Here is a 17,982-nt window from a genome sequence, read left to right as displayed (position 1 = left end):
GCGCGGAAGAACTGGTGCGAATCGTCCTGCACCGGCGGCCCAGAAGTTACCCAGCGCACTGATCCAGGCCAACGGCCAACCGAGTGATTCGGCGCGATGAGAATTCATCGCGCCGAATCGGCGGTGCGAATACCGCCCTCTTCCCGAGCCGGTTTCCCGGCGGCGGAATCAGTCCCGCGCCACCAGCCGCCACAGCGACACGGTCTCGGCGGCCCGCGCCTCGTGCAGCGGGTCGTCGGTGTCGGCGGACCGCGGGTGCCGGGGCGCCGCGTCGCTGCGGCCCGCGACGGCGAGGCCCGCGGCGTCGATCAGGTCCAGCAGCTCCTGCCGGGTGCGCAGCCCGAGCAGCTCGGCCAGGTCGGACAGCACCAGCCAGCCCTGCCCGCCCGGTTCCAGGTGCGCGGCGAGCCCGGTGAGGAATCCGCGCAGCATCCGGCTTCCCGGGTCGTAGACGGCGCGCTGCAACGCCGCCGAGGGCTTCGCGGGCAGCCACGGCGGGTTGCACACCACCAGTCCCGCGCGGCCCTCCGGGTACAGGTCGGCCGAGGTCACCTCGACGCGGCCGGACAGCCCGAGCGCCTCGACGTTCTCCGCCGCGCAGGCCAGCGCGCGCTCGTCGAGCTCGGTGGCGACCACCCGGCCCACCCCGCGGCGGGCGAGCAGCGCGGCCAGCACGCCGGTGCCGGTGCCGAGGTCGAACGCGGTCCCCACCGGCGGCAGCGGTTCGGCGGCGATCAGCTCCAGGTAGTCGGAGCGCAGCGGGGCGAACACGCCGTAGTGCGGGTGGATCCGCGCGTCCAGCGCGGGGATCTCGATGCCGTTGCGGCGCCACTCGTGCGCGCCGATGATGCCGAGCAGTTCCCGCAGCGACAGCACGAACGGCTCGTCCGCGGGGCAACCCGCGGCCAGGCAGGCGTCCCGGACCTCCGGCGCGCGGCGCAGCGGCACCTCGCACCCGGCATCGACGGGGATCAGCAGCATGCCCAGCAGCCGGGACCGCTGCGCCTGGCGCTGCCGGTACCGGTGGAAGGTCTGCGCGGGGGTGTCCATCTCGGCGAGCGGCTTGCGGTCCACCCGCCGGGTCATCGCGGTGAGCAGGTTGCGCGCGCCGTGGAAGTCGCCCCGCCACAGGAAAGCGGTGCCTTCCGCCGCCTGGCTGTGCGCGTCGTCCGCGCGGAGCCGGTCGTCGGCGACCACCACCCGCCGCGGTGGCGGCGCATCGTTCTCCGAGCGCCAGATCGCCGAACGCGGCTCCCCTCGCTCGGTCCACTCCAGCATCGGCAACGGGGTGTTCGGCAACGCGGTTCTCTTCTCGTCGAACGTACGGCCGTCCATCGTATCGCCCGTGCTCAGCGCCGACGGCGGCAGCACCGCCAGGCCGCCACCCCATCCGGTGATCTTGGCCGGATCCCCCGCCGCGGCCACACCGACCAGCCCAAGATCGACTTCGGGTACGTGCCACCGGGCCGGACCACTCGCTTGGCGGGCATCGCGCCGACCGAGGCACTGCGTACGGTGCAGGAAGGGGGTGATTCGTGTCGTGTCCGGCACCGAAGACCCACCAGGGATCTTCCCGCTCGTGCAGCCGGGAACCGGGCCATCGGCCGCGAACGCGCTCTCCGGCACCGCGCACGGGCCGGTGGTGCAGGCCGGCTCGATCGGCCAGATCCACTTCCACCGCGGTCCGGAGCGCGGCGTGCCCCGGCAACTGGCTCCCGCCCCCGCGCACTTCACCAACCGGGACGCTGAACTGGACGAGCTGGACCGGCCGGTGGCGCACCCGGATCGCTGCGGGCTCGTGGTGCTGTCCGGGTTCGGCGGTGTCGGCAAGACAGCACTGGCGCTGTCCTGGCTGCACCGCGCCCGAGACCGGTTCGCCGACGGGCAGCTGTACGCGGACCTCTCCGGCGCGGACGCGGGCCGACCGGCCGACCCGGCCACGGTCCTCGGTGATTTCCTGCGGGCGCTCGGTGTCCCACCGGAAGAACTGCCCGCCGGGACCGGACCTCGGGCGGCGTGGTTCCGCTCCTCGGTGGCCGGCAGGTCGGTGGCGATCCTGCTCGACAACGCTTGGACCGCCGCGCAGGTCCGCGCGTTGCTGCCCGCCGCGCCGAGCTGCACCGTTGTGGTCACCACCCGTCGGATGCTGCGCTCCCTGCTCGTCGATGGAGCCCGGTTCATCGACGTGGGCCCGCTCAACGCGGACGCGTCGCGGACACTGCTGCTCAAGGCCGTCGGCAGGCAACGGATATCCGCGGAACCGGAGCCGGCGCGGGAACTCGTCCGGCTGTGCGGCGGCCTGCCGATCGCACTGTCGGTGACCGCCGCCCGGCTGGCTTCGCGACGACTGCTGCGGTTGGGCGAGACGGTGGCGGAACTGCAGCAGGAGCAGAGGCGGCTCGGCCTGCTCTCGCGCGGCGAGGAGGTATCGGTGCGTTCGGTCTTCGACGCGTCCTACCAAGAACTCCCCGACCCGGCCCGGTGGACGTACCGGGCGATGGGCCTGCATCCCGGCCCGGAGTTCGACCGCGCGGTGATGGCCGCCGCGACCGGGCTCGGCCGGGCCGCGCTGGACGAACCGCTGGAGGCATTGCAGGAGGCGCACCTGCTGCAAGAGGTGCGCGGCGGCCGGTACCGGTTCCACGACCTGATCCGGTTGCACGCCAAGGAGAAGGCGGACGTGACCGACACCGCCGAACGGCGCGCCGAGGTGCTCCTGCGCATCGTCGAGCACTACGTCCGGCGCGCCGGGCAGGCCGCCGCGCTCTGCACCCCGCACCTGCGCGGCGCGGCCTACGAATTCGCGTTCCCGGAGGCGGATTCCGCCGAGTTCGCCGACCGCGGGCAGGCGCTGGACTGGCTGGAGCAGGAACGCGCCAACCTGGTCGGGGCGGTGCGCGCGGCCGCGGACGGCGGGCTTCTCGCGGCGGCCTGGCAGCTGGGTTACCTGCTCTGGCCGCTGTTCCGGTACCGCGGCCACCACGCGGACTGGCGCGCGGTGGACGAGGCGTGCCTGGCCGCGGCTCGCGAGCTCGGCGCGCCCGAGCTGGAGGCGCGCACCGCGCGCAGGCTGGCGATGCTGCACCACCGGCACGCCGAATGGGCGGTGGCGGACCGGTTGCTGCACCGGTGCGCCGAACTGCACGCCCGCAGCGGGGACGCCTACGGCGCGGCCGACACGGCCGACGCCCAGGCCGTGCTAGCGCTGGCCCGCGGCGACGTCCTCGCGGCCCGGGCCTCCGCGCAGCACGCCGAAACAGGTTTCGCCATCGCCGGATTCCCCCGGAAGGCCGCGCTGGCGAGGTTGCTCTCCGGGCAGGCCGGCGTGCGGATCGGCGAGGTCGCCACCGGACTCACCGAGGTGCGCGCCGCGACCGCACTGCTGCGCGAGCACCGGGCGCAGGACCCGTTCAACGCCGCCCGCGCCCGGCTCGTGCTCGGCGAGTCGCTGGTCACCGCCGGTGAGGTCGCCGAGGCCGCCGCCGAGATCGACGCGGGCGCCACCGAGATGGACGAGCTGGACTCCCCCGTCGGCCAGGCGCTCGCGCACAGCGCGCGCGCCGAACTCGCCGCCGCGCGAGGGCATCCGGCCGACGAACGGCGACAACTCGCCGCGGCGCTGCGCCTGTTCGAGCACCAGGGCGACGAGGCCGCCGCGGCACCGCTGCGCGACCGGCTCACCGGTCCCAGCGGTCCAGCGTGACCCGCACCGGGTGCCGTTGCCGCAGTCGCGCCAGCTCCGTCGCGGTCAGCGCCACCCCGGACGGGAACCGGTGCCCGATGCGCCAGCCCGCGTAGAGCACCGCGTCCGGGAGTGCTTCGGCCGCGTTCCCGGTGCTCAACCAGCCGTGCAGGAACGCGGCGAACAGCGAGTCCCCGGCGCTGGAGGTGTTGCACACTCCCAGCGGGGCCACCGCCTCCGCGCGCACCAGCCTGCCGTCGCGCAGCCCCAGCACGCAGCCCAGCGGCCCGCGCCCCACCGCCGCGACCAGGCAGCCCGGGTAGCGGTCGAAGATCCGCGCGAGCCAGCGCTCCGCACTGCACGGCAACCGCTCGTGCGAGCAGAACACGACGTCGGCGACCTCCAGCCACGGCCCGTAGTAGTCGTCCTCCACGTCGGCGATCACGTTGACGTCCACCGCGATCGGCACCCCGTGCAGCACCGCCGCGGCCAGCAGCGGTCGGGTGAACGGCGTGCTGGTCAGCACGGCCAGGTCGGCGCCGCGCACCATCTCGGTGAACACCTCCTCCGGGTACTGCACGGCGGCGATCCTCGTCGAGTGCGACAGCACCGCCCGCCGCCCGTCCGGGGCGACCAGCACCGCGGCTTCGGCGGACACCCCGAGGTCCACCACGCCCCGCCCGTCCAGCCCGTGCTCGCGGAGGCGCCCGCGGATCAGGGAGCCGATCGCGTCCCGGCCCGCCACCGTGCACAGCTCCACCTCGTCGCCCAGCGCCCGCAGGATCGTCGAGATGTGCCCGGCGGCCCCACCGAGCCCGCTCGCGAGCCAGCGCGGATCCCATCCGCTCGCGGCGGTGTCCACGGCCGGCTCTCCGACCCCGATGTTGATGCCCCAGCTCGCCACTCCGGCGACCACGATCCGGTTCCCCATCGGATTGCTCCCTCCCGTCGCTGCGGGCGACCGCACCACCCGCTGCACCCCACGGTGCGGGACCGGGGTGGAACGCCCGCTGGAGCAGCGGGAGGTACGTCCGCTGGACGGTGAACCGGACCGCCGTATGGATGCTTGCGCCGAATGAACGCTTCCCCGCGGCGGATCGGGTGCTTCACTGAACGCTGCGCGGTACTCGAAGGGGGAACTGAATGGAGTTCCGATTATTGGGCCCGGTCGAGGTGCGTGCCGATTCCGGTGAGCTGGTCGAGCTGCGGCCCGGCCTGCTGGGAATCCTCGTCGTGCTGCTGGTCAACCCCGGCAAGGCGGTGTCGCAGCGCAGCGTCGTCGACAAGGTGTGGGGCGAGCACCCTCCGTCGATGGAGTCGCTGTACCGCTACATCTCGACGCTGCGCGCGGAAGTCCGCGGCGACGGGGTGCACTGGCCGCGCGCCAAGCCGGGGTTCTGGCGGCTCGACGTGGCTCCCGAACTGGTGGACTACCACCGGTTCCGGCACCACCTGGACCGGGCGCGGCAGTCGAGCGGCACCGAGGTGGAGGAGCACTGCCGCCGCGCGCTGGGCGAGTGCGGGTCCGAACTGCTGGCCGGGGTGGACGGCCCGGGACTGCACCGACTCCGCACCCAGCTGGAGCGGGACCGCATCGCGGGTGTCCGGCTTCTGGCCGGCACCCTGCTCGACTCAGGCCAGGTGTCGGCTGCGCTCAACGAGTTGGACTGGGTGCCGTCGGACCACGAGCTCGACGAGGAGATCGTGGCCCTGCGGATGCGGGCGCTCGCCGCCGCGGGTCAGCTGCGCAGGCTGCGGGACTACGTGGTGGAAGTGTCCGCCACCTACCGTGAAGAAGGGACTGACCTGCCCGCCCGGCTCCGCGCACTGCACACCTCGCTGCTGCAGCAGGACGATCCGATCGTACGGCCGCGCACGGCGGGCGCGGAACGCGAGGCGCAGTGGACGCTCGCCGGTGGGGTGACCAAACGGGGACTGCCGAGCGGTGGGCTCTCCCGGACCACCGGGTCCGCGGGGAAGTTCGTGCGCCAGCCACGCCAGGGCGGTGCGGCAGCGGGGGGTTCGCGTCCGGCGATGCGACCACGGCAGCTGCCCGCCGTGCCGTCCCACCCGGTCGGACGGGACCGCGCGCTCGCCGGCCTGCTGTCCGCGGTGGAGGACGCGCCGGGAGTTCCACCGTGGCTGCTCATCGTGGAAGGCCTGCCGGGAGCGGGGAAGCACACGTTCGCGCTGCAGCTGGCGCACCGGCTCGCCGATCGCTATCCGGACGGACAGCTCTACGCGAACCTCCAGGGCCTGGACCGGCACGCGACCGCCGGAGTGCTGCGCGACTTCCTCGCCGCCCTCGACTCCGACGTCCCCGAACGCTCCACAGTGGATTACCTGGCGGCAGGCCTGCGCAGCGCGCTGGCCGGCCGCCGGGTTCTGGTGCTGTTGAGCAACGCGCGCAGCGCCGAGCAGGTGCAGCCGCTGCTGCCCGGTCATCCCGGATGCCTCGTCGTGGTCACCAGCAGCCGCAGGCTGGAAAGCCTCGCGCTGCACCACGACGCCCGCCGGATCGAACTGCCACCGCTGCCCCGGGCCGACTCGATCGCACTGCTGCACGCTGCGCTGGGCCGCCCGGGGAACCCCGGGCCCGCGTCGGAGGCGGAACTGGACGAACTCGCCGCCCTGTGCGGAGATCTGCCGCTGGCGCTGCGCATCGCGGGCATCATCGCGAGCAGGCACCCCGCCGCGTCGCTGTCCGAGACCATCGCCGACATCCGGCACCACCGCATCGACGCGCTCGAAGTCGACGGGCACCTCGCACTGCGCGCCACCTTCGCCACCGCGCACGACGACCTCGGCCCGCAGGCCCAGCGGTTGTTCCTCCTGCTGTCGTTGCACCCGGGGCCGGTGATCGAGATGTCCGGGGCCGCCGCCCTCAGCGGCCTGCCGCGCGCCGAGGCCGGGAAACTGCTGGACCGGCTGGCGCACTTGCGGCTGCTGGACCAGCCGGACAAGCACGGCTACCGGCTCTCGGACCTGTCGCTGGACTACGCGCGGACTTGTGCGGACGAGGAACTGCTCGACACCGATCGCTACGCGGCCCGGCGCAGGCTGCTCGACCACTTCCTGCACTCCGCTGCGGGCGCCGCGGCGCTGATCACCGAGCAGGCTCGCGCGATCGTGCCGGGACCACCGGACAACGACGTCGAACCGGACCGTCCCGGCGGCCGTGACGAGGCGCTGCGCTGGTTCGAGCGCAACCGCGAGAACCTGCTCGGTGCGGTCGACATCGCGGAGCAGCACGGCTTTCCCGAGCACGCTTGGCGCCTCGCCTGGGCGAGCACGGACTTCCTGAACCTGCGCAGCCTGCACGCGGACTGGATTCGCAGCCACGTGATCGCGCTGCAGGCGGCGCGGCGCACCGAGGCACCGGACGCCGTGGAGATCACCGAGCTGAACCTCGCCAACGGGTACCTGCGGGCGCAGCGCTACGCCGAGGCGCTGGCCCTGCTGTCCGACGCGGGCGAGCGATCCGGCGACCCGTCGCGGGAGGCCTTCCGGCAGAACAGCATCGGGTGGGCCTACACCTGCCTCGGGCTCCCCGCGCGAGCGATCCCGCACCACCGGCGGGCGCTGGAGCACTTCCAAGCTCCCGGGCAGCGGTACGGTCGAGCGCACTCGCTGGTCTACCTGTGCTGGGCGTGCAACGGCATCGGCGAACAGCAGCGGGCCCTGGAGCACGGCCTGCCCGGCCTGGACCTGTTCGGGGAGCTCGGCGACGACATGGGTCTCGCCGCCGCCCACCACGCGATCGGCGGTGCGCACGCCGCGATGCGGCGGACCGGCCCGGCGGTGGAGCACCTCGTGCAGGCCCAGCACTACTGGGAACGCTGCGGCGACCTGCACCACGTGGCGTGGGTGCTCGCGGACCTGGTGGTACTGCACCGCGCGACGGGCGAACCCGAGCGGGCGTGCCGCCGCTGGGACCAGGCGACCGCCCGTCTCGACTTCCTCGGCGAGCACCCGGACACCCCGCGGCTGCGGGCCCTGCTCGGGCCGCGCTGACCGCCGGATCACTCCGCCATGAACTCCTGGATCTCGGCGAGGACGCGGTCGGGGCGTTCGTCGACGATGAAGTGGCCCGCGCCGGGCACCCAGCGCACGTCCATCCGCTCGGCGTGGCGTTCGTAGCCCGCCAGCAGCCGGGGCGAGATCGCCGGATCGCCGGTGCCGAACAGCAGCCGGGTCCGGGTGGTCAGCGTCGAGTCCCGGTAGCGCCCGCGGGCCACGGCGGGCAGCTCGCGCAGCAGGAACGTGCGGTACAGCTGCACCGAGGCCCGCGCCCGCGCCGGATCCCGCCAGCGGTCGGCGAACGCGTCCCGCTCGGCACGCCCGAGCGCGCCGCGTTCGACGGTGCCGAGGATGCCGCGGGAGATGAACGGGGTGCGGCGCACCAGCAGCGACCCCAGCGGCGATCCCACCACCACCTGGTACCAGAACCGCCACAGGCTCAGCCGCGCCGCGGGCGACCGGGACGGCCACGGGTGCGCGATGTTCAGCGCGAGGAACCGGTCGAACCGCTCCGGCGCGCGCAGGCAGGTGAGGAAACCGGTCCAGCCGCCCCAGTCGTGGCCGACCAGCCGCACCCGGTCGAGCTCCAGCGCGTCGAGCAGGCCGATCAGGTCGGCCGCCAGGTTCTCCTTGTCGTAGCCGCCGGCGGGAGCATCGGTCCAGCCGTGGCCGCGCAGGTCCGGCGCGATCACCCGGTACGAACGCGCGAGCTCCGGGATCTGGTGGCGCCACAGGTACCAGTGCTGCGGCCAGCCGTGCAGCAGCACCAGCGGCGGGCCCGAGCCCGCTTCGGCGACGTGCACCCGGAGCCCACCGACCTGGACGTACCGGTGCTCGACCCCGGGCACCTCCGGCGAAACCGGTGCCACCACTCGCCCACCTCCTCGCGAAGACCACTGGCACCCCACCACACCGCGGCGCCGGAACCAACCTCCCGGCCGCACCGCCGTCCCGCTGGACCGATCGGCGCAACCGGCGGGACCGAACGGAACAGCGCAGGTCGGACCGGATGCGCGGCCTTCCGGCAGCCGGGCGTGATCCGGCGAACGCGGCACATCGGCGGGTCGCCCACCTCCTAGACTCTCCCCCGGCACACCAGGGGAGGAGTCGCACGGGTGGAGTGGCAGTTCGGTCCGTACGTGGTCCAAGGCCTGATCGCCCGCGGCGGCATGGGGGAGATCCACCGGGCGCACGACAGCAGGCATCAGCGGACCGTCGCGCTCAAGCTGATCGCGGAGCGCCACGCCGAGGACGCCGAGTTCCGCCGCCGCTTCCAGCGCGAAGCACAGGCGACCGCGCGGCTGCGCGACCCGCACGTGATCCCGATCCACTCCTACGGGGAGATCGACGGCCGGCTGTACCTGGACATGCGGCTGGTGGACGGCACCGACCTGGCCACGCACCTGGCGAGCTACGGGCCGCTGGACCCGGACCGGGCCGTGGGCCTGCTGGAGCAGGTCGCCCACGCGCTGGACGCCGCCCACGCCGACGGGCTGGTGCACCGCGACGTGAAACCGTCGAACGTGCTGGTCGGCCGCACCGGGTTCGCGTACCTGGTGGACTTCGGCATCGCCTACGCGGCGAGCACGGGGACGGCCGCGACCTCCACCGGCGTCACCGTCGGCACGCTGGCGTACATGGCGCCGGAGCGGTTCGGCGAGGGGCCGGCGGAGCCGAGCTCGGACGTGTACTCGCTGACCTGCCTGTTCTACGAATGCCTCACCGGCCGCAAGCCGTTCCAGCGCGAAGCGACCGTCGCGATGATCAGCGCGCACCTCAACGACGACCCGCCGCGGCCGGGAACCACCGCGCCGCACCTGGGTCCCGCGTTCGACGCGGTGATCGCGCGCGGCATGGCGAAGGATCCCGCGCACCGGTTCGGCTCGGCGGGCGAGCTGGCCGATGAGGCGCGCGCCGCGCTGCACGCCGCACCGACCGCGCCGCGCACCGCGACCGCGCGGCAGCCCGCGGAACCACCGCGCCGGAAGTCCCGCCGCAGGCTCGTGATCGCGGGCCTCGCGGTGCTGGGCGCGGTGCTGGTGGCGAGCGCGGCGTGGACGCTGACGCCGAACGGTCGCTGGCAGCCCACCGACGACCGGCGGATCACCGCGGTGCCGGGGGCGCTGGTGGACGCGGACCTCGGGGTGTCGGTGCCGGTGAGCACCCCGGTCTGCAACGACTCCTACGCCGTGGTGGTCGGCGCCGCGTTCGAGGCGAGCACCGTGCAGCGGCTGCTCGACGAGTTCCCCGGCTCCGACTACCTGCACGTCCCGTCGACGCCGTGCGGTGCCACGGCGAAGACGAGCACGAGCGGCAAGGCGATCTACTCCGTCTACTTCGGACCGTTCGCGGACGAGGCGAGCGCCTGCGACCAGTTGGACGCGGCTCGCGAGCAGGCCGACGACGCCTACGTGAAGCAGCTCAGCTCCACCGGCACCCCGGCGGTCATCGCCTGCGACTGACCGTCCGCATCAGGCGGTCGCGAACAGGGTGCTCACCAGCAGCACGTGCACCGCGGTGCCGCCGAGGATGCTCAGCAGCGCGTTCCCGCGCCACAGGTGCAATCCGAGCGTCGCCGCGAGCGCCAGCCCCACCGGCGCGACCTCCGGCGCCGTGGTGCCGTGCACCGTGTAGACGGCGAGCACGACCATCACGCCGACGGGCATCCGCTGCCCCAGGTGGCGCACCAGCTCGCTGTCCCGCAACGGGGCCAGCGCCGCGAACGGCAGCGCCCGTACTCCCCACGTCACGGCGGTGCACACCGCGACGACCGCCACCAGGTACGGCGTCTCAGGCACGAGCGCTTCCCTTCCGCGCGACCAGGCGGACCAGCAGCAGCGCGGCGGTGAACAGGCCGAACGCCACCGGCAGCAGCTGCTGCGGGAACAGCACCATCGCCACCAGCGCGCACACCAGCGCCAGCACCGGGGTCGGGATGTCGCGCCGCTCCCGGAACGCGTCCACCGCCAGCACCACGAACAGCGCGGTCAGCGCGAAGTCCAGCCCGGCCAGCTCGAACGGCAGCACCGTCCCCACCAGCGCCCCGGCGGTGGCCCCACCGGCCCAGTACACCTGGCACAGCACCTGCAACCAGACGATGCGGCGGCCCGTCCAGGACCGCGCCGACTCGCTGGTGCTCGCCGCGTAGGCCTCATCGGTCAGCGCGAACGTGCTGTAGGCCTTGCCGAAGCGGCCGGTGACCCGGTGCAGCGGGAAGGACAGCGCGTAGAACACGTGCCGGAAGTTCACCAGCAGCGCCGTCAGCGCCACCTGCGCCAGCGGCGTCGCCACCAGCACCAGCCCGACCAGCAGGAACTCCAGCGAACCCGCGTAGATGAACGTGGTGAACACCGTCGCCCACCACCACGCCAGCCCCGAGTGCACCACCAGCATCCCGAACGCGATCCCCAGCGGGAACAGCGCCAGCCCCACCGAGCTCGAATCCCGCAGCGCCGCCCGGAGGTCGGCGTGGCGCACGGCGGGTTCGGGCGGCGCGGGAGGGCAGCGTTCGAGGACGGCGGAATGCGAGGTCATGCCTGCAATCATAGTTTTCAGAACGCGTAATATGGTTGCCGACGAGGGCCGAAATTTCGAGTTATGAGCAATCAAATGATGATCGATGGCACTGATCACGACATTTTGTTCCACCTGCGCCAGGACGGCCGGTTGACCAACGTGGAGCTCGCCAAGCGCGTCGGGCTCACCCCAGCCCCCTGCCTGCGCCGGGTCAAACGGCTGGAGGACGACGGGATCATCGCCGGCTACCGGGCGCGCATCGACCCCGCCGCGGTGGGCCGCCGGTTCGAGGTGATGGTCTCGCTGGAGATCAGCATCAACGACCTGCAGACCGTCGAGGAGCTCGAATCGACGATCAGCGAGTACGACGAGGTCGTCGAGTTCCACCGCCTGTTCGGCCGCCCCGACTACCTGATCCGCGTCGCCGTCGAGGACCAGTCCGCGTTCGAGGAGTTCCTCACCGGCAAGCTCATGGCGCTGCGCGCGGTCGCCCGCGTCGACTCCCACCTGATCATGCGCAAGGTCAAGAGCGACGACTGACCGCTGCGCGGCGGCCGTCGGAACTCGTCCTCGACCGGGGGCCCCGGCCGCACTACGGTCGACTCCCGGACCGTGCAGCTCGTCGACCAGGAGACCGCGTGAACACCATCGACCGCTTCCGCGACGCCGTCGAGCGGCGCGACACCGCCGCGCTGGAACCGCTGTTCGCGGCCGAGCCACGGTTCTTCAGCCCGGTCAAGTTCCGGCCGTTCGAAGGCAGGGACCTGGTGCTCGGCGTGTTCGACGTGCTGTTCCGCCGGGTCTTCGAGGAGTTCCGCTACGCGGGCGCCCTGGAGGGCACCGCGGAGACCGCGGCGGGCGGCGACGCCGACTCGCACGTGCTGATCTTCCGGGCGACCGTCGGCGGCAAGGAGGTCCACGGCATCGATCTCGTCCAGCTGGACGCGGCCGGGCTGATCTCCGAGTTCACGGTGATGGTGCGGCCGTTGAGCGCGGTCAACGCGCTGAGCGAGGCCGTGTTCGCCGGGCTCGTCGCCGAAGGACTCGTGCCCGCGCCGCAGTGACGGCCCCGCGCGCGGCGGGCCACCGGCGCCGAGGGCGGGACGCGCCGGCCCGGCGGGGGCGATCCGGTGGAGACGCCCCCACCGGGCTCACTCGTTCAGGATGCGCCGCAGGAACCGCCGGGTCCGCTCCTCCCGCGGCTCGGCCAGCACCTGGTCGCCGCTGCCGCGCTCCACGATCGCGCCGTCGTCCAGGAACAGCACCTGATCGGCGACCTGCCGGGCGAAGCGGATCTCGTGGGTGACGATGACCGTCGTCCAGCCCGCCGCCGCCAGGTCCTTGATCACCGCAAGCACCTCGCCGACCAGCTCCGGATCCAGCGCCGAGGTCGGCTCGTCGAACAGCACCACGCGCGGTTCCAGCGCCAGCGCGCGGGCGATGCCGACGCGCTGCTGCTGCCCGCCGGAGAGCTGGAACGGGTAGGTGTCGGCGCGGTCGCCGAGCCCCACCTGCTCCAGCAGCGCCTTCGCCTCGGCGACGGCCTGCTCGCGCGGCCGGCGCTGGGCGACGACCGGGCCCTCGATGACGTTCTCCAGCACCGTGCGGTGCGGGAACAGGTTGTGCGACTGGAAGACCATGCCGCTCTGCGCGCGCAGCCGCGCCGCCTCGCGACGCCCGGCCTTCCCGGCGGGCAACGCCGCGAAGTCGACCTCCACGTCGTCGATGCCGATCACCCCGGAATCCGGGACGTCCAGCGCGTTCAACGAGCGCAGCACGGTGGTCTTGCCCGAACCGGACGGTCCCACCACGACGGTCGAAGTGCCGCGCGCGGCCTCGAAGTCGATGCCGCGCAGCACCTTCCGGTCGTCGAAGGACTTCTCCAGCCCGCGCACCCGGATCCGGGGTTCGGGGTTCTGCTCCGCGGTCTCGGTCATCGCGCCACGTACCTGTCCAGTCGGGTTTCCAGTCGCTTCTGCGCGGCCGAGATCGCCACGCACATGATCCAGTAGTACAGCCCGGCGAAGGCGTACAGCGCGAGGAACTCGTTGCTCTCCGCCGCGGCCAGCTGCGCCTGCCGGAACAGCTCGGTCAGCAGCACCACCGAGCCCAGCGAGGTGTCCTTCAGCAACGACAGCAAGGTGTTCGACAGCGGCGGCACCGCGGTGCGCGTCGCCTGCGGCAGGACGATCCGCCGCAGGGTCTGCCAGTAGCCGAGCCCGATCGTCGCCGACGCCTCGAACTGGCCCTTCGGCACCGCCAGGATCGCCGAGCGCACCACCTCCGCGGCGTACCCGGCCACGTTCAGGCTGAACGCGATCACCGCCGCGGTGAACGGCGGGAACTTCACGCCCAGCTGCGGCAGCCCGTAGAACACGATGAACAGCTGCAGCAGCAGCGGCGTCCCCCGGATGATCGAGATGAACGCGCGCGCCAACCCGGACAACACCCGGTACGGCGAGATCCGGGCCAGCGCCACCACCAGCGCCAGCGCCAGGCCGATGGCGAAGCTCAACGCGGTCAGCGGGATCGTCACCTGCACCAGGCCCAGGAACATCGGCCAGGCCGTGCCCGCCACCACCTGCCAGGTGCTGGTGCGCTCGCGCCCGGAGAGGTCGGCGTCGCCGCCGTCGGGCACCGAGACGTCGGCCTTGAAGTAGCCGCGGGAGATCTCGGCGAGGGTGCCGTCGGCCTTCAGCTCGCCGATCGCCCGGTCCGCCTGCTCCAGCAGGGCGCCGTCGTCCTTGCGAAAGGTGAGGACCTGCTCGCTGGTCTCGCCGCCGGCGTCCCCGGCGATCTCCACGTCCTTCGACCCGGTGCTGGCCAGGTAGTCGAGCACCGCGATGTTGTCGTTGACGATCGCGTCCACCTGGCCCTGGGTGAGCAGCGCGGCGGCCTGCGCGAAGCCCTCGACGGCCTCCACGTTCGCCCCGGCGTCGCGCGCGACCTGCGCCCAGTTGCTGGTGCTGGACTGGGCGGTGGTGCGGCCGCGGACGTCGTCGAGCGTCTTGATGCTCTCGTCGCCGGTGCGGCGCACCACCACGCCGCGGGAGTACGTGTAGGGCTCGGACAACCCGTACTTGGCGGCGCGTTCCTCGTTGACCGACACCTGGTTGGCGATGACGTCGATGCGGCCCGCGTCCAGCGCCGGGAAGATCGCGTCCCACTGCGTCTCGACGAACTCGATCCGCCACCCGGCGCGGTCCGCGATCGCCTTGATCACGTCGACGTCGTAGCCGGTGAGGTCCTCGCTGCCGGTTTCGTGGAACGAGAACGGCGGATAGGTGCCCTCGGTGCCGACCTTGACCACCGGCCGGTCGTCCGGTGGCGCCTGCGCCGCGGCCGCCTGGGCAGGCGCGACCACCGCCATGATCAGGAACAGCACCGCGCACTTGAGCGCATGTCGCATCGGCGACTCCCTCACCCTCCACAGCGCCCGGATCACGGCACCGTGCAGGGAGCATAGGGCGAGCGGCGGGGAGCCCGCTCCATGATCCACTATCCGGGACGTCGCAGGAAGCGGGTGGTGCGCTGTGACCGAGCGGACAGCAGGCACGGCTCCCGGAGACCCCGCCGACGCCTAAGATCCTCCCGAACAGGTGACGGCGAGGGAATCCGATGGAAGTTCGGAGCGGTCGCGCCACTGTGACCGGGCCAGGCGCCCGGGAGCCAGACCCCTCCCGTCGCACCGACCGCTACCCGGGCCGCGCCAGCCCGAGGAGGGTGCCGCCCCCGTGCCGCCACGTCCCGACACCACCCGGCGCGGGTCACCGCCGCGCAGGCTGCGCGCCCCGCTGGTCGTGCTGCTGCTGTGCGCGCTGCTGCCGGTCAGCACCGGGCTGTCCACCGCGTTCGGCGCCGAACCGCTCCCGATCGGTCCCGTCGCCGACGCACTGCTGAGCCGGATCACCGGCGGGGTCCCCGCCGACCTGGTGCACGACACGATCGTCTGGAACCTGCGGCTGCCGCGGGCCCTGCTGGCCGTGGTCGTCGGCGCCGGGCTGGCGCTGGCCGGGGCCGCGATGCAGACGCTGGTGCGCAACCCGCTCGCCGACCCGTACCTGCTCGGGGTGTCCTCCGGCGCCGGGGTCGGCGCCACCCTGGTGATCACGACGGGGTTGTTCGCCGGGGCCGGGATCTGGGCGCTGTCGGCGGGGGCGCTGACCGGGGCGCTGTGCTCGGCGCTGCTGGTCTTCGGCATCGCGGTGGCGCAGGGCGGGCTGACCCCGCTGCGGCTGGTGCTGATCGGGACGGTGCTCGGCTCCGCGTTCTCCTCCGTCGCGAGCTTCCTGGTGTTCCGCAGCTCCGATCCGGCCGCCGCGCAGTCGGTGCTGTTCTGGCTGCTGGGCAGCCTCGCCGGGGCCGAGTGGTCGCAGCTGGCGCTGCCCGCCGGTGTCGTGGCGGTGGCGGGCGTCGCGCTGTTCGCAGGCAGCGGCTGGCTCGACGCGCTCAGCACCGGGCCGGACACGGCGGCCGCGCTGGGCGTGCCGGTGCGGGCGCTGCGGATCGCGCTGTTCGTGCTGCTGGCCGTGCTGGTCGGGGTGCTGGTCGCGGTCTCCGGCGGCATCGGGTTCGTCGGGCTCGTCGTCCCGCACATCGCCCGGCTCGTCGTCGGCGCCCGGCACCGGGCGCTGCTGCCGGTCGCCGCGCTCGCCGGGGCGCTGTTCCTGCTGTGGGTGGACGTCGCGACGCGGGTGCTGGTGCGGCCCACCGAGATCCCGCTCAGCGTGGTGTCCGGGCTGATCGGGGCGCCGGTGTTCCTGGTGCTGCTGGGGCGGCGCCGCTACGCCTACGGCGGTGCGTCGTGAGCGCGCCGGTGCAGGTGACCGGGCTGCGCTGCGCGCTCGGCGACCGCACCGTGCTGCGCGAGCTGACCTGGAGCGCCACCGCGGGCGAGACGATCGGCGTGGTCGGGCCCAACGGCGCCGGGAAGTCCACGCTGCTGCGCGCGCTCGCCGGGATCCTGCGCCCGGCGGCCGGGGAGGTGCTGGTCGACGGCACCGCGCTGCACCGGCTGACCGCCCGGCAGCGGGCGCGCCGGGTCGCGCTGGTCCCGCAGGAGGAGGACCTGCCGCCGGACTTCCTGGTCGGCGAGTTCGTCGCGCTCGGCACCACGCCCTACCGGGCGCCGTGGTCCGGCGGCGGCGACGCCGAACGCGCGGCGGTGGCCGAGGCGCTGCGCGCGGTGGACCTGGCCGGTTTCGAGGACCGGCCGGTGGACCGGCTCTCCGGCGGGGAGCGCAGGCGGGTGCTGCTGGCCCGCGGCTTCGCCCAGCGCACTCCGCTGCTGCTGCTCGACGAACCGACGAACCACCTCGACGCGCACCACCAGCTGGAGCTGCTGCGGCTGGTGCGCGCCTCCGACCGGACCTGCGTGCTCAGCCTGCACGACCTGGCGCTGGCGGCCGCCACCTGCGACCGGGTGCTGGTGCTGCACGAGGGCACCGCCCGCCCGCCGGCCGCACCGGACGAGGCGCTCGCGCCCGAGGTGGTCCGCGAGGTCTTCGGCGTCGAAGCCACGCCCGTCACCCATCCCCGGACCGGCAGGACCCACCTGCTCATCGGGGCCGCACCGAACGAGGACGCACCATGCGACGACACGCCCGGACGCTGATCGCGGTCACCGCCGCCGCCCTGCTGGCCTCCTGCGGGACCGCCGCGCCCGGCGGGCCGGGCGGGCCGACGATCACCGTCGACAACTGCGGAGCTCCCGCCGAGTTCCCCGCCCCCGCGCAGCGGATGTTCGTCAACGACGGCAACATGATCTCGATGGTGCTGGCGCTCGGCGCGCAGCAGCAGGTCGCCGCCGTGTCCAGCCTGCAGCGCGACGCCGACGTGCTGCGCCGCCACTACGGGGACGCGGTGGACCGGCTGCCCGTCGTCGCGCCCTCCTCCCCCTCGCGGGAGACGGTGCTGGCGCAACGACCCGACGTGGTGGTCGCCGGGTGGAACTACGGCTACAGCGAATCGACCCGGCTCACCCCGGACGGCCTGCGCGGCGCCGGAATCGCCGGGTACGTGCTGACCGAGAGCTGCCGGCAGGGCGCTGGGAGGGCCCGCGGCATCGTCGAACCGTGGCAGGCGCTGCGCACCGACCTCACCAACCTCGGCGAGATCACCGGGCGCACCGAGCAGGCCGCGCGGGTCAACGCCGACGTCCAGCGCCGGCTCGACGCGCTGCGCGCCGCCCCGCAACCGCGGCGCAAGCCGACGATCTTCCTGTTCGACAGCGCCAGCGACACCGTGTTCTCCAGCGGGAACAAGGGCGGGCCGCAGGCGATCATCGACGCGGCGGGCGGGCGCAACGCCATCGAGGACGTCCGCGACACCTGGACGAAGGTGTCCTGGGAGCGGGTCGCCGCCTCCGAGCCGGACGCGTTCCTGTTCGTGGACTACCCGCCGCAGACCTTCGCGGAGAAGGTGGCGATGCTGCGGGCGCGGCCCGGCATCGACCGGCTGCGGGCGGTCACCGAGCAGCGGTTCCTCAACCTGCCGTACTCGATGTGGACGTCCGGGCCGCTGAACATCGACGCCGCCGAGCAGGTACGGGCGCAGCTGGAGCGGTGGGGCCTGGTGCCGCCGTCCGGCCTGGTCCCCCGCTCCGACGACCGCGTCGGCTGATCCGCCTCGGGACCGGACCGGGCGCCTGCGGGCCGCTCAGTCGCGGTCGGCGCAGAGCTCGTCCGCGCGGGCGCGGGTGCCCCCCCCCCCCCCCCCCCGGCCCCCCCCCCCCCCCCGGGGGGGGGGGGGGGGGCGCCGCGCCC

Annotated in this window: 15 protein-coding genes and 1 riboswitch; of the genes, 8 read left to right on the top strand and 7 right to left on the bottom strand. The window is 73.6% G+C overall.

Annotated elements, in window-relative coordinates; all coding sequences use genetic code 11:
* Positions 1-168: 168 nt before the first annotated feature.
* Complete coding sequence (locus LCD35_RS25000) at positions 169-1,278, bottom strand: class I SAM-dependent methyltransferase (RefSeq protein WP_224957543.1); 1,110 nt, start codon at positions 1,276-1,278, stop codon at positions 169-171.
* A 262-nt stretch (positions 1,279-1,540) separates the two neighbouring features.
* On the opposite strand from LCD35_RS25000, the gene LCD35_RS24995 reads away from it, so the two are divergent.
* Entirely contained in the window at positions 1,541-3,703 is a 2,163-nt protein-coding gene (locus tag LCD35_RS24995) for an NB-ARC domain-containing protein (protein WP_225045061.1), read from the top strand.
* Here the strand turns inward: LCD35_RS24995 and LCD35_RS24990 are convergent.
* Positions 3,678-4,613, bottom strand: coding sequence for a carbohydrate kinase family protein (locus tag LCD35_RS24990; RefSeq protein ID WP_224957524.1), 936 nt, complete (start codon positions 4,611-4,613; stop codon positions 3,678-3,680). The two genes, LCD35_RS24995 and LCD35_RS24990, sit on opposite strands and share 26 nt — an antisense overlap.
* 212 nt (positions 4,614-4,825) lie before the next feature.
* Here LCD35_RS24990 and LCD35_RS24985 point away from each other — a divergent pair, with 212 nt between their 5' ends.
* Positions 4,826-7,696, top strand: coding sequence for a BTAD domain-containing putative transcriptional regulator (locus LCD35_RS24985; protein WP_225045060.1), 2,871 nt, complete (start codon positions 4,826-4,828; stop codon positions 7,694-7,696).
* An 8-nt stretch (positions 7,697-7,704) separates the two neighbouring features.
* Here the strand turns inward: LCD35_RS24985 and LCD35_RS24980 are convergent, their stop codons facing one another.
* Positions 7,705-8,571: an alpha/beta fold hydrolase gene (locus LCD35_RS24980; protein ID WP_225045059.1), complete on the bottom strand. Its 867-nt coding sequence runs from the start codon at positions 8,569-8,571 to the stop codon at positions 7,705-7,707.
* Positions 8,572-8,817: 246 nt separating this feature from the next.
* Here LCD35_RS24980 and LCD35_RS24975 point away from each other — a divergent pair, with 246 nt between their 5' ends.
* The gene (locus LCD35_RS24975) at positions 8,818-10,164 is read left to right on the top strand and encodes a serine/threonine-protein kinase (protein WP_224977567.1); all 1,347 of its coding nucleotides are present in this window, start codon (positions 8,818-8,820) and stop codon (positions 10,162-10,164) included.
* 9 nt (positions 10,165-10,173) lie between these two features.
* Here the strand turns inward: LCD35_RS24975 and LCD35_RS24970 are convergent, their stop codons facing one another.
* Both LCD35_RS24970 and LCD35_RS24965 read right to left on the bottom strand, forming a co-directional pair.
* On the bottom strand, positions 10,174-10,500 hold the full coding sequence (locus LCD35_RS24970; RefSeq protein WP_224957519.1) for a branched-chain amino acid transporter permease: 327 nt from the start codon (positions 10,498-10,500) through the stop codon (positions 10,174-10,176).
* Positions 10,493-11,236, bottom strand: coding sequence for an AzlC family ABC transporter permease (locus LCD35_RS24965; protein ID WP_224957518.1), 744 nt, complete (start codon positions 11,234-11,236; stop codon positions 10,493-10,495). Before LCD35_RS24965 ends, LCD35_RS24970 begins: the two co-directional genes overlap by 8 nt.
* Positions 11,237-11,299: 63 nt before the next feature.
* Between LCD35_RS24965 and LCD35_RS24960 the strand changes: the two genes are divergently transcribed.
* Together LCD35_RS24960 and LCD35_RS24955 are read left to right on the top strand one after the other, a co-directional pair.
* A complete protein-coding gene (locus LCD35_RS24960) occupies positions 11,300-11,758 on the top strand; it encodes an Lrp/AsnC family transcriptional regulator (protein WP_224957517.1) in 459 nt (152 codons plus the stop codon).
* A gap of 98 nt (positions 11,759-11,856) precedes the next feature.
* Positions 11,857-12,282: a nuclear transport factor 2 family protein gene (locus tag LCD35_RS24955; protein ID WP_224957516.1), complete on the top strand. Its 426-nt coding sequence runs from the start codon at positions 11,857-11,859 to the stop codon at positions 12,280-12,282.
* 87 nt (positions 12,283-12,369) lie between these two features.
* On the opposite strand, the gene LCD35_RS24950 is transcribed toward LCD35_RS24955, so the two are convergent.
* The gene (locus LCD35_RS24950) at positions 12,370-13,155 is read right to left on the bottom strand and encodes an amino acid ABC transporter ATP-binding protein (protein ID WP_224967159.1); all 786 of its coding nucleotides are present in this window, start codon (positions 13,153-13,155) and stop codon (positions 12,370-12,372) included.
* Positions 13,152-14,627 (bottom strand): ABC transporter substrate-binding protein/permease, encoded by a 1,476-nt coding sequence (locus LCD35_RS24945; protein ID WP_225045058.1) that lies wholly within the window; start codon positions 14,625-14,627, stop codon positions 13,152-13,154. Before LCD35_RS24945 ends, LCD35_RS24950 begins: the two co-directional genes overlap by 4 nt.
* 200 nt (positions 14,628-14,827) lie before the next feature.
* Positions 14,828-14,894: riboswitch (cobalamin riboswitch) on the top strand.
* A gap of 58 nt (positions 14,895-14,952) precedes the next feature.
* Here LCD35_RS24945 and LCD35_RS24940 point away from each other — a divergent pair.
* From LCD35_RS24940 to LCD35_RS24930, 3 genes are read left to right on the top strand one after another with little or no spacing between them, the layout of a single operon-like run.
* Positions 14,953-16,026, top strand: coding sequence for an iron ABC transporter permease (locus tag LCD35_RS24940; protein ID WP_224957512.1), 1,074 nt, complete (start codon positions 14,953-14,955; stop codon positions 16,024-16,026).
* On the top strand, positions 16,023-16,832 hold the full coding sequence (locus tag LCD35_RS24935; protein WP_224957510.1) for an ABC transporter ATP-binding protein: 810 nt from the start codon (positions 16,023-16,025) through the stop codon (positions 16,830-16,832). The genes LCD35_RS24940 and LCD35_RS24935 overlap by 4 nt, the downstream gene beginning before the upstream one ends.
* Positions 16,808-17,839: an ABC transporter substrate-binding protein gene (locus tag LCD35_RS24930; protein WP_224957509.1), complete on the top strand. Its 1,032-nt coding sequence runs from the start codon at positions 16,808-16,810 to the stop codon at positions 17,837-17,839. Before LCD35_RS24935 ends, LCD35_RS24930 begins: the two co-directional genes overlap by 25 nt.
* Positions 17,840-17,982 lie beyond the last annotated feature (143 nt).

Origin of the sequence: Saccharopolyspora sp. 6V (genome assembly GCF_020176785.1) — a bacterium.
In the GTDB taxonomy this organism is placed as follows: Bacteria; Actinomycetota; Actinomycetes; order Mycobacteriales; family Pseudonocardiaceae; genus Saccharopolyspora_C; species Saccharopolyspora_C gregorii.
Note: the sequence above shows the minus strand (reverse complement) of the source record. Positions and strands in the feature narration are given on the sequence as shown.

Bases quoted from the DNA above. Each gene is read 5' to 3' on its own strand.
- LCD35_RS25000 (WP_224957543.1), bottom strand. From the start codon at position 1,278: ATGCTGGAGTGGACCGAGCGAGGGGAGCCGCGTTCGGCGATCTGGCGC.
- LCD35_RS24990 (WP_224957524.1), bottom strand. From the start codon at position 4,613: ATGGGGAACCGGATCGTGGTCGCCGGAGTGGCGAGCTGGGGCATCAAC.
- LCD35_RS24985 (WP_225045060.1), top strand. From the start codon at position 4,826: ATGGAGTTCCGATTATTGGGCCCGGTCGAGGTGCGTGCCGATTCCGGT.
- LCD35_RS24965 (WP_224957518.1), bottom strand. From the start codon at position 11,236: ATGACCTCGCATTCCGCCGTCCTCGAACGCTGCCCTCCCGCGCCGCCC.
- LCD35_RS24960 (WP_224957517.1), top strand. From the start codon at position 11,300: ATGAGCAATCAAATGATGATCGATGGCACTGATCACGACATTTTGTTC.
- LCD35_RS24950 (WP_224967159.1), bottom strand. From the start codon at position 13,155: ATGACCGAGACCGCGGAGCAGAACCCCGAACCCCGGATCCGGGTGCGC.
- LCD35_RS24945 (WP_225045058.1), bottom strand. From the start codon at position 14,627: ATGCGACATGCGCTCAAGTGCGCGGTGCTGTTCCTGATCATGGCGGTG.
- LCD35_RS24930 (WP_224957509.1), top strand. From the start codon at position 16,808: ATGCGACGACACGCCCGGACGCTGATCGCGGTCACCGCCGCCGCCCTG.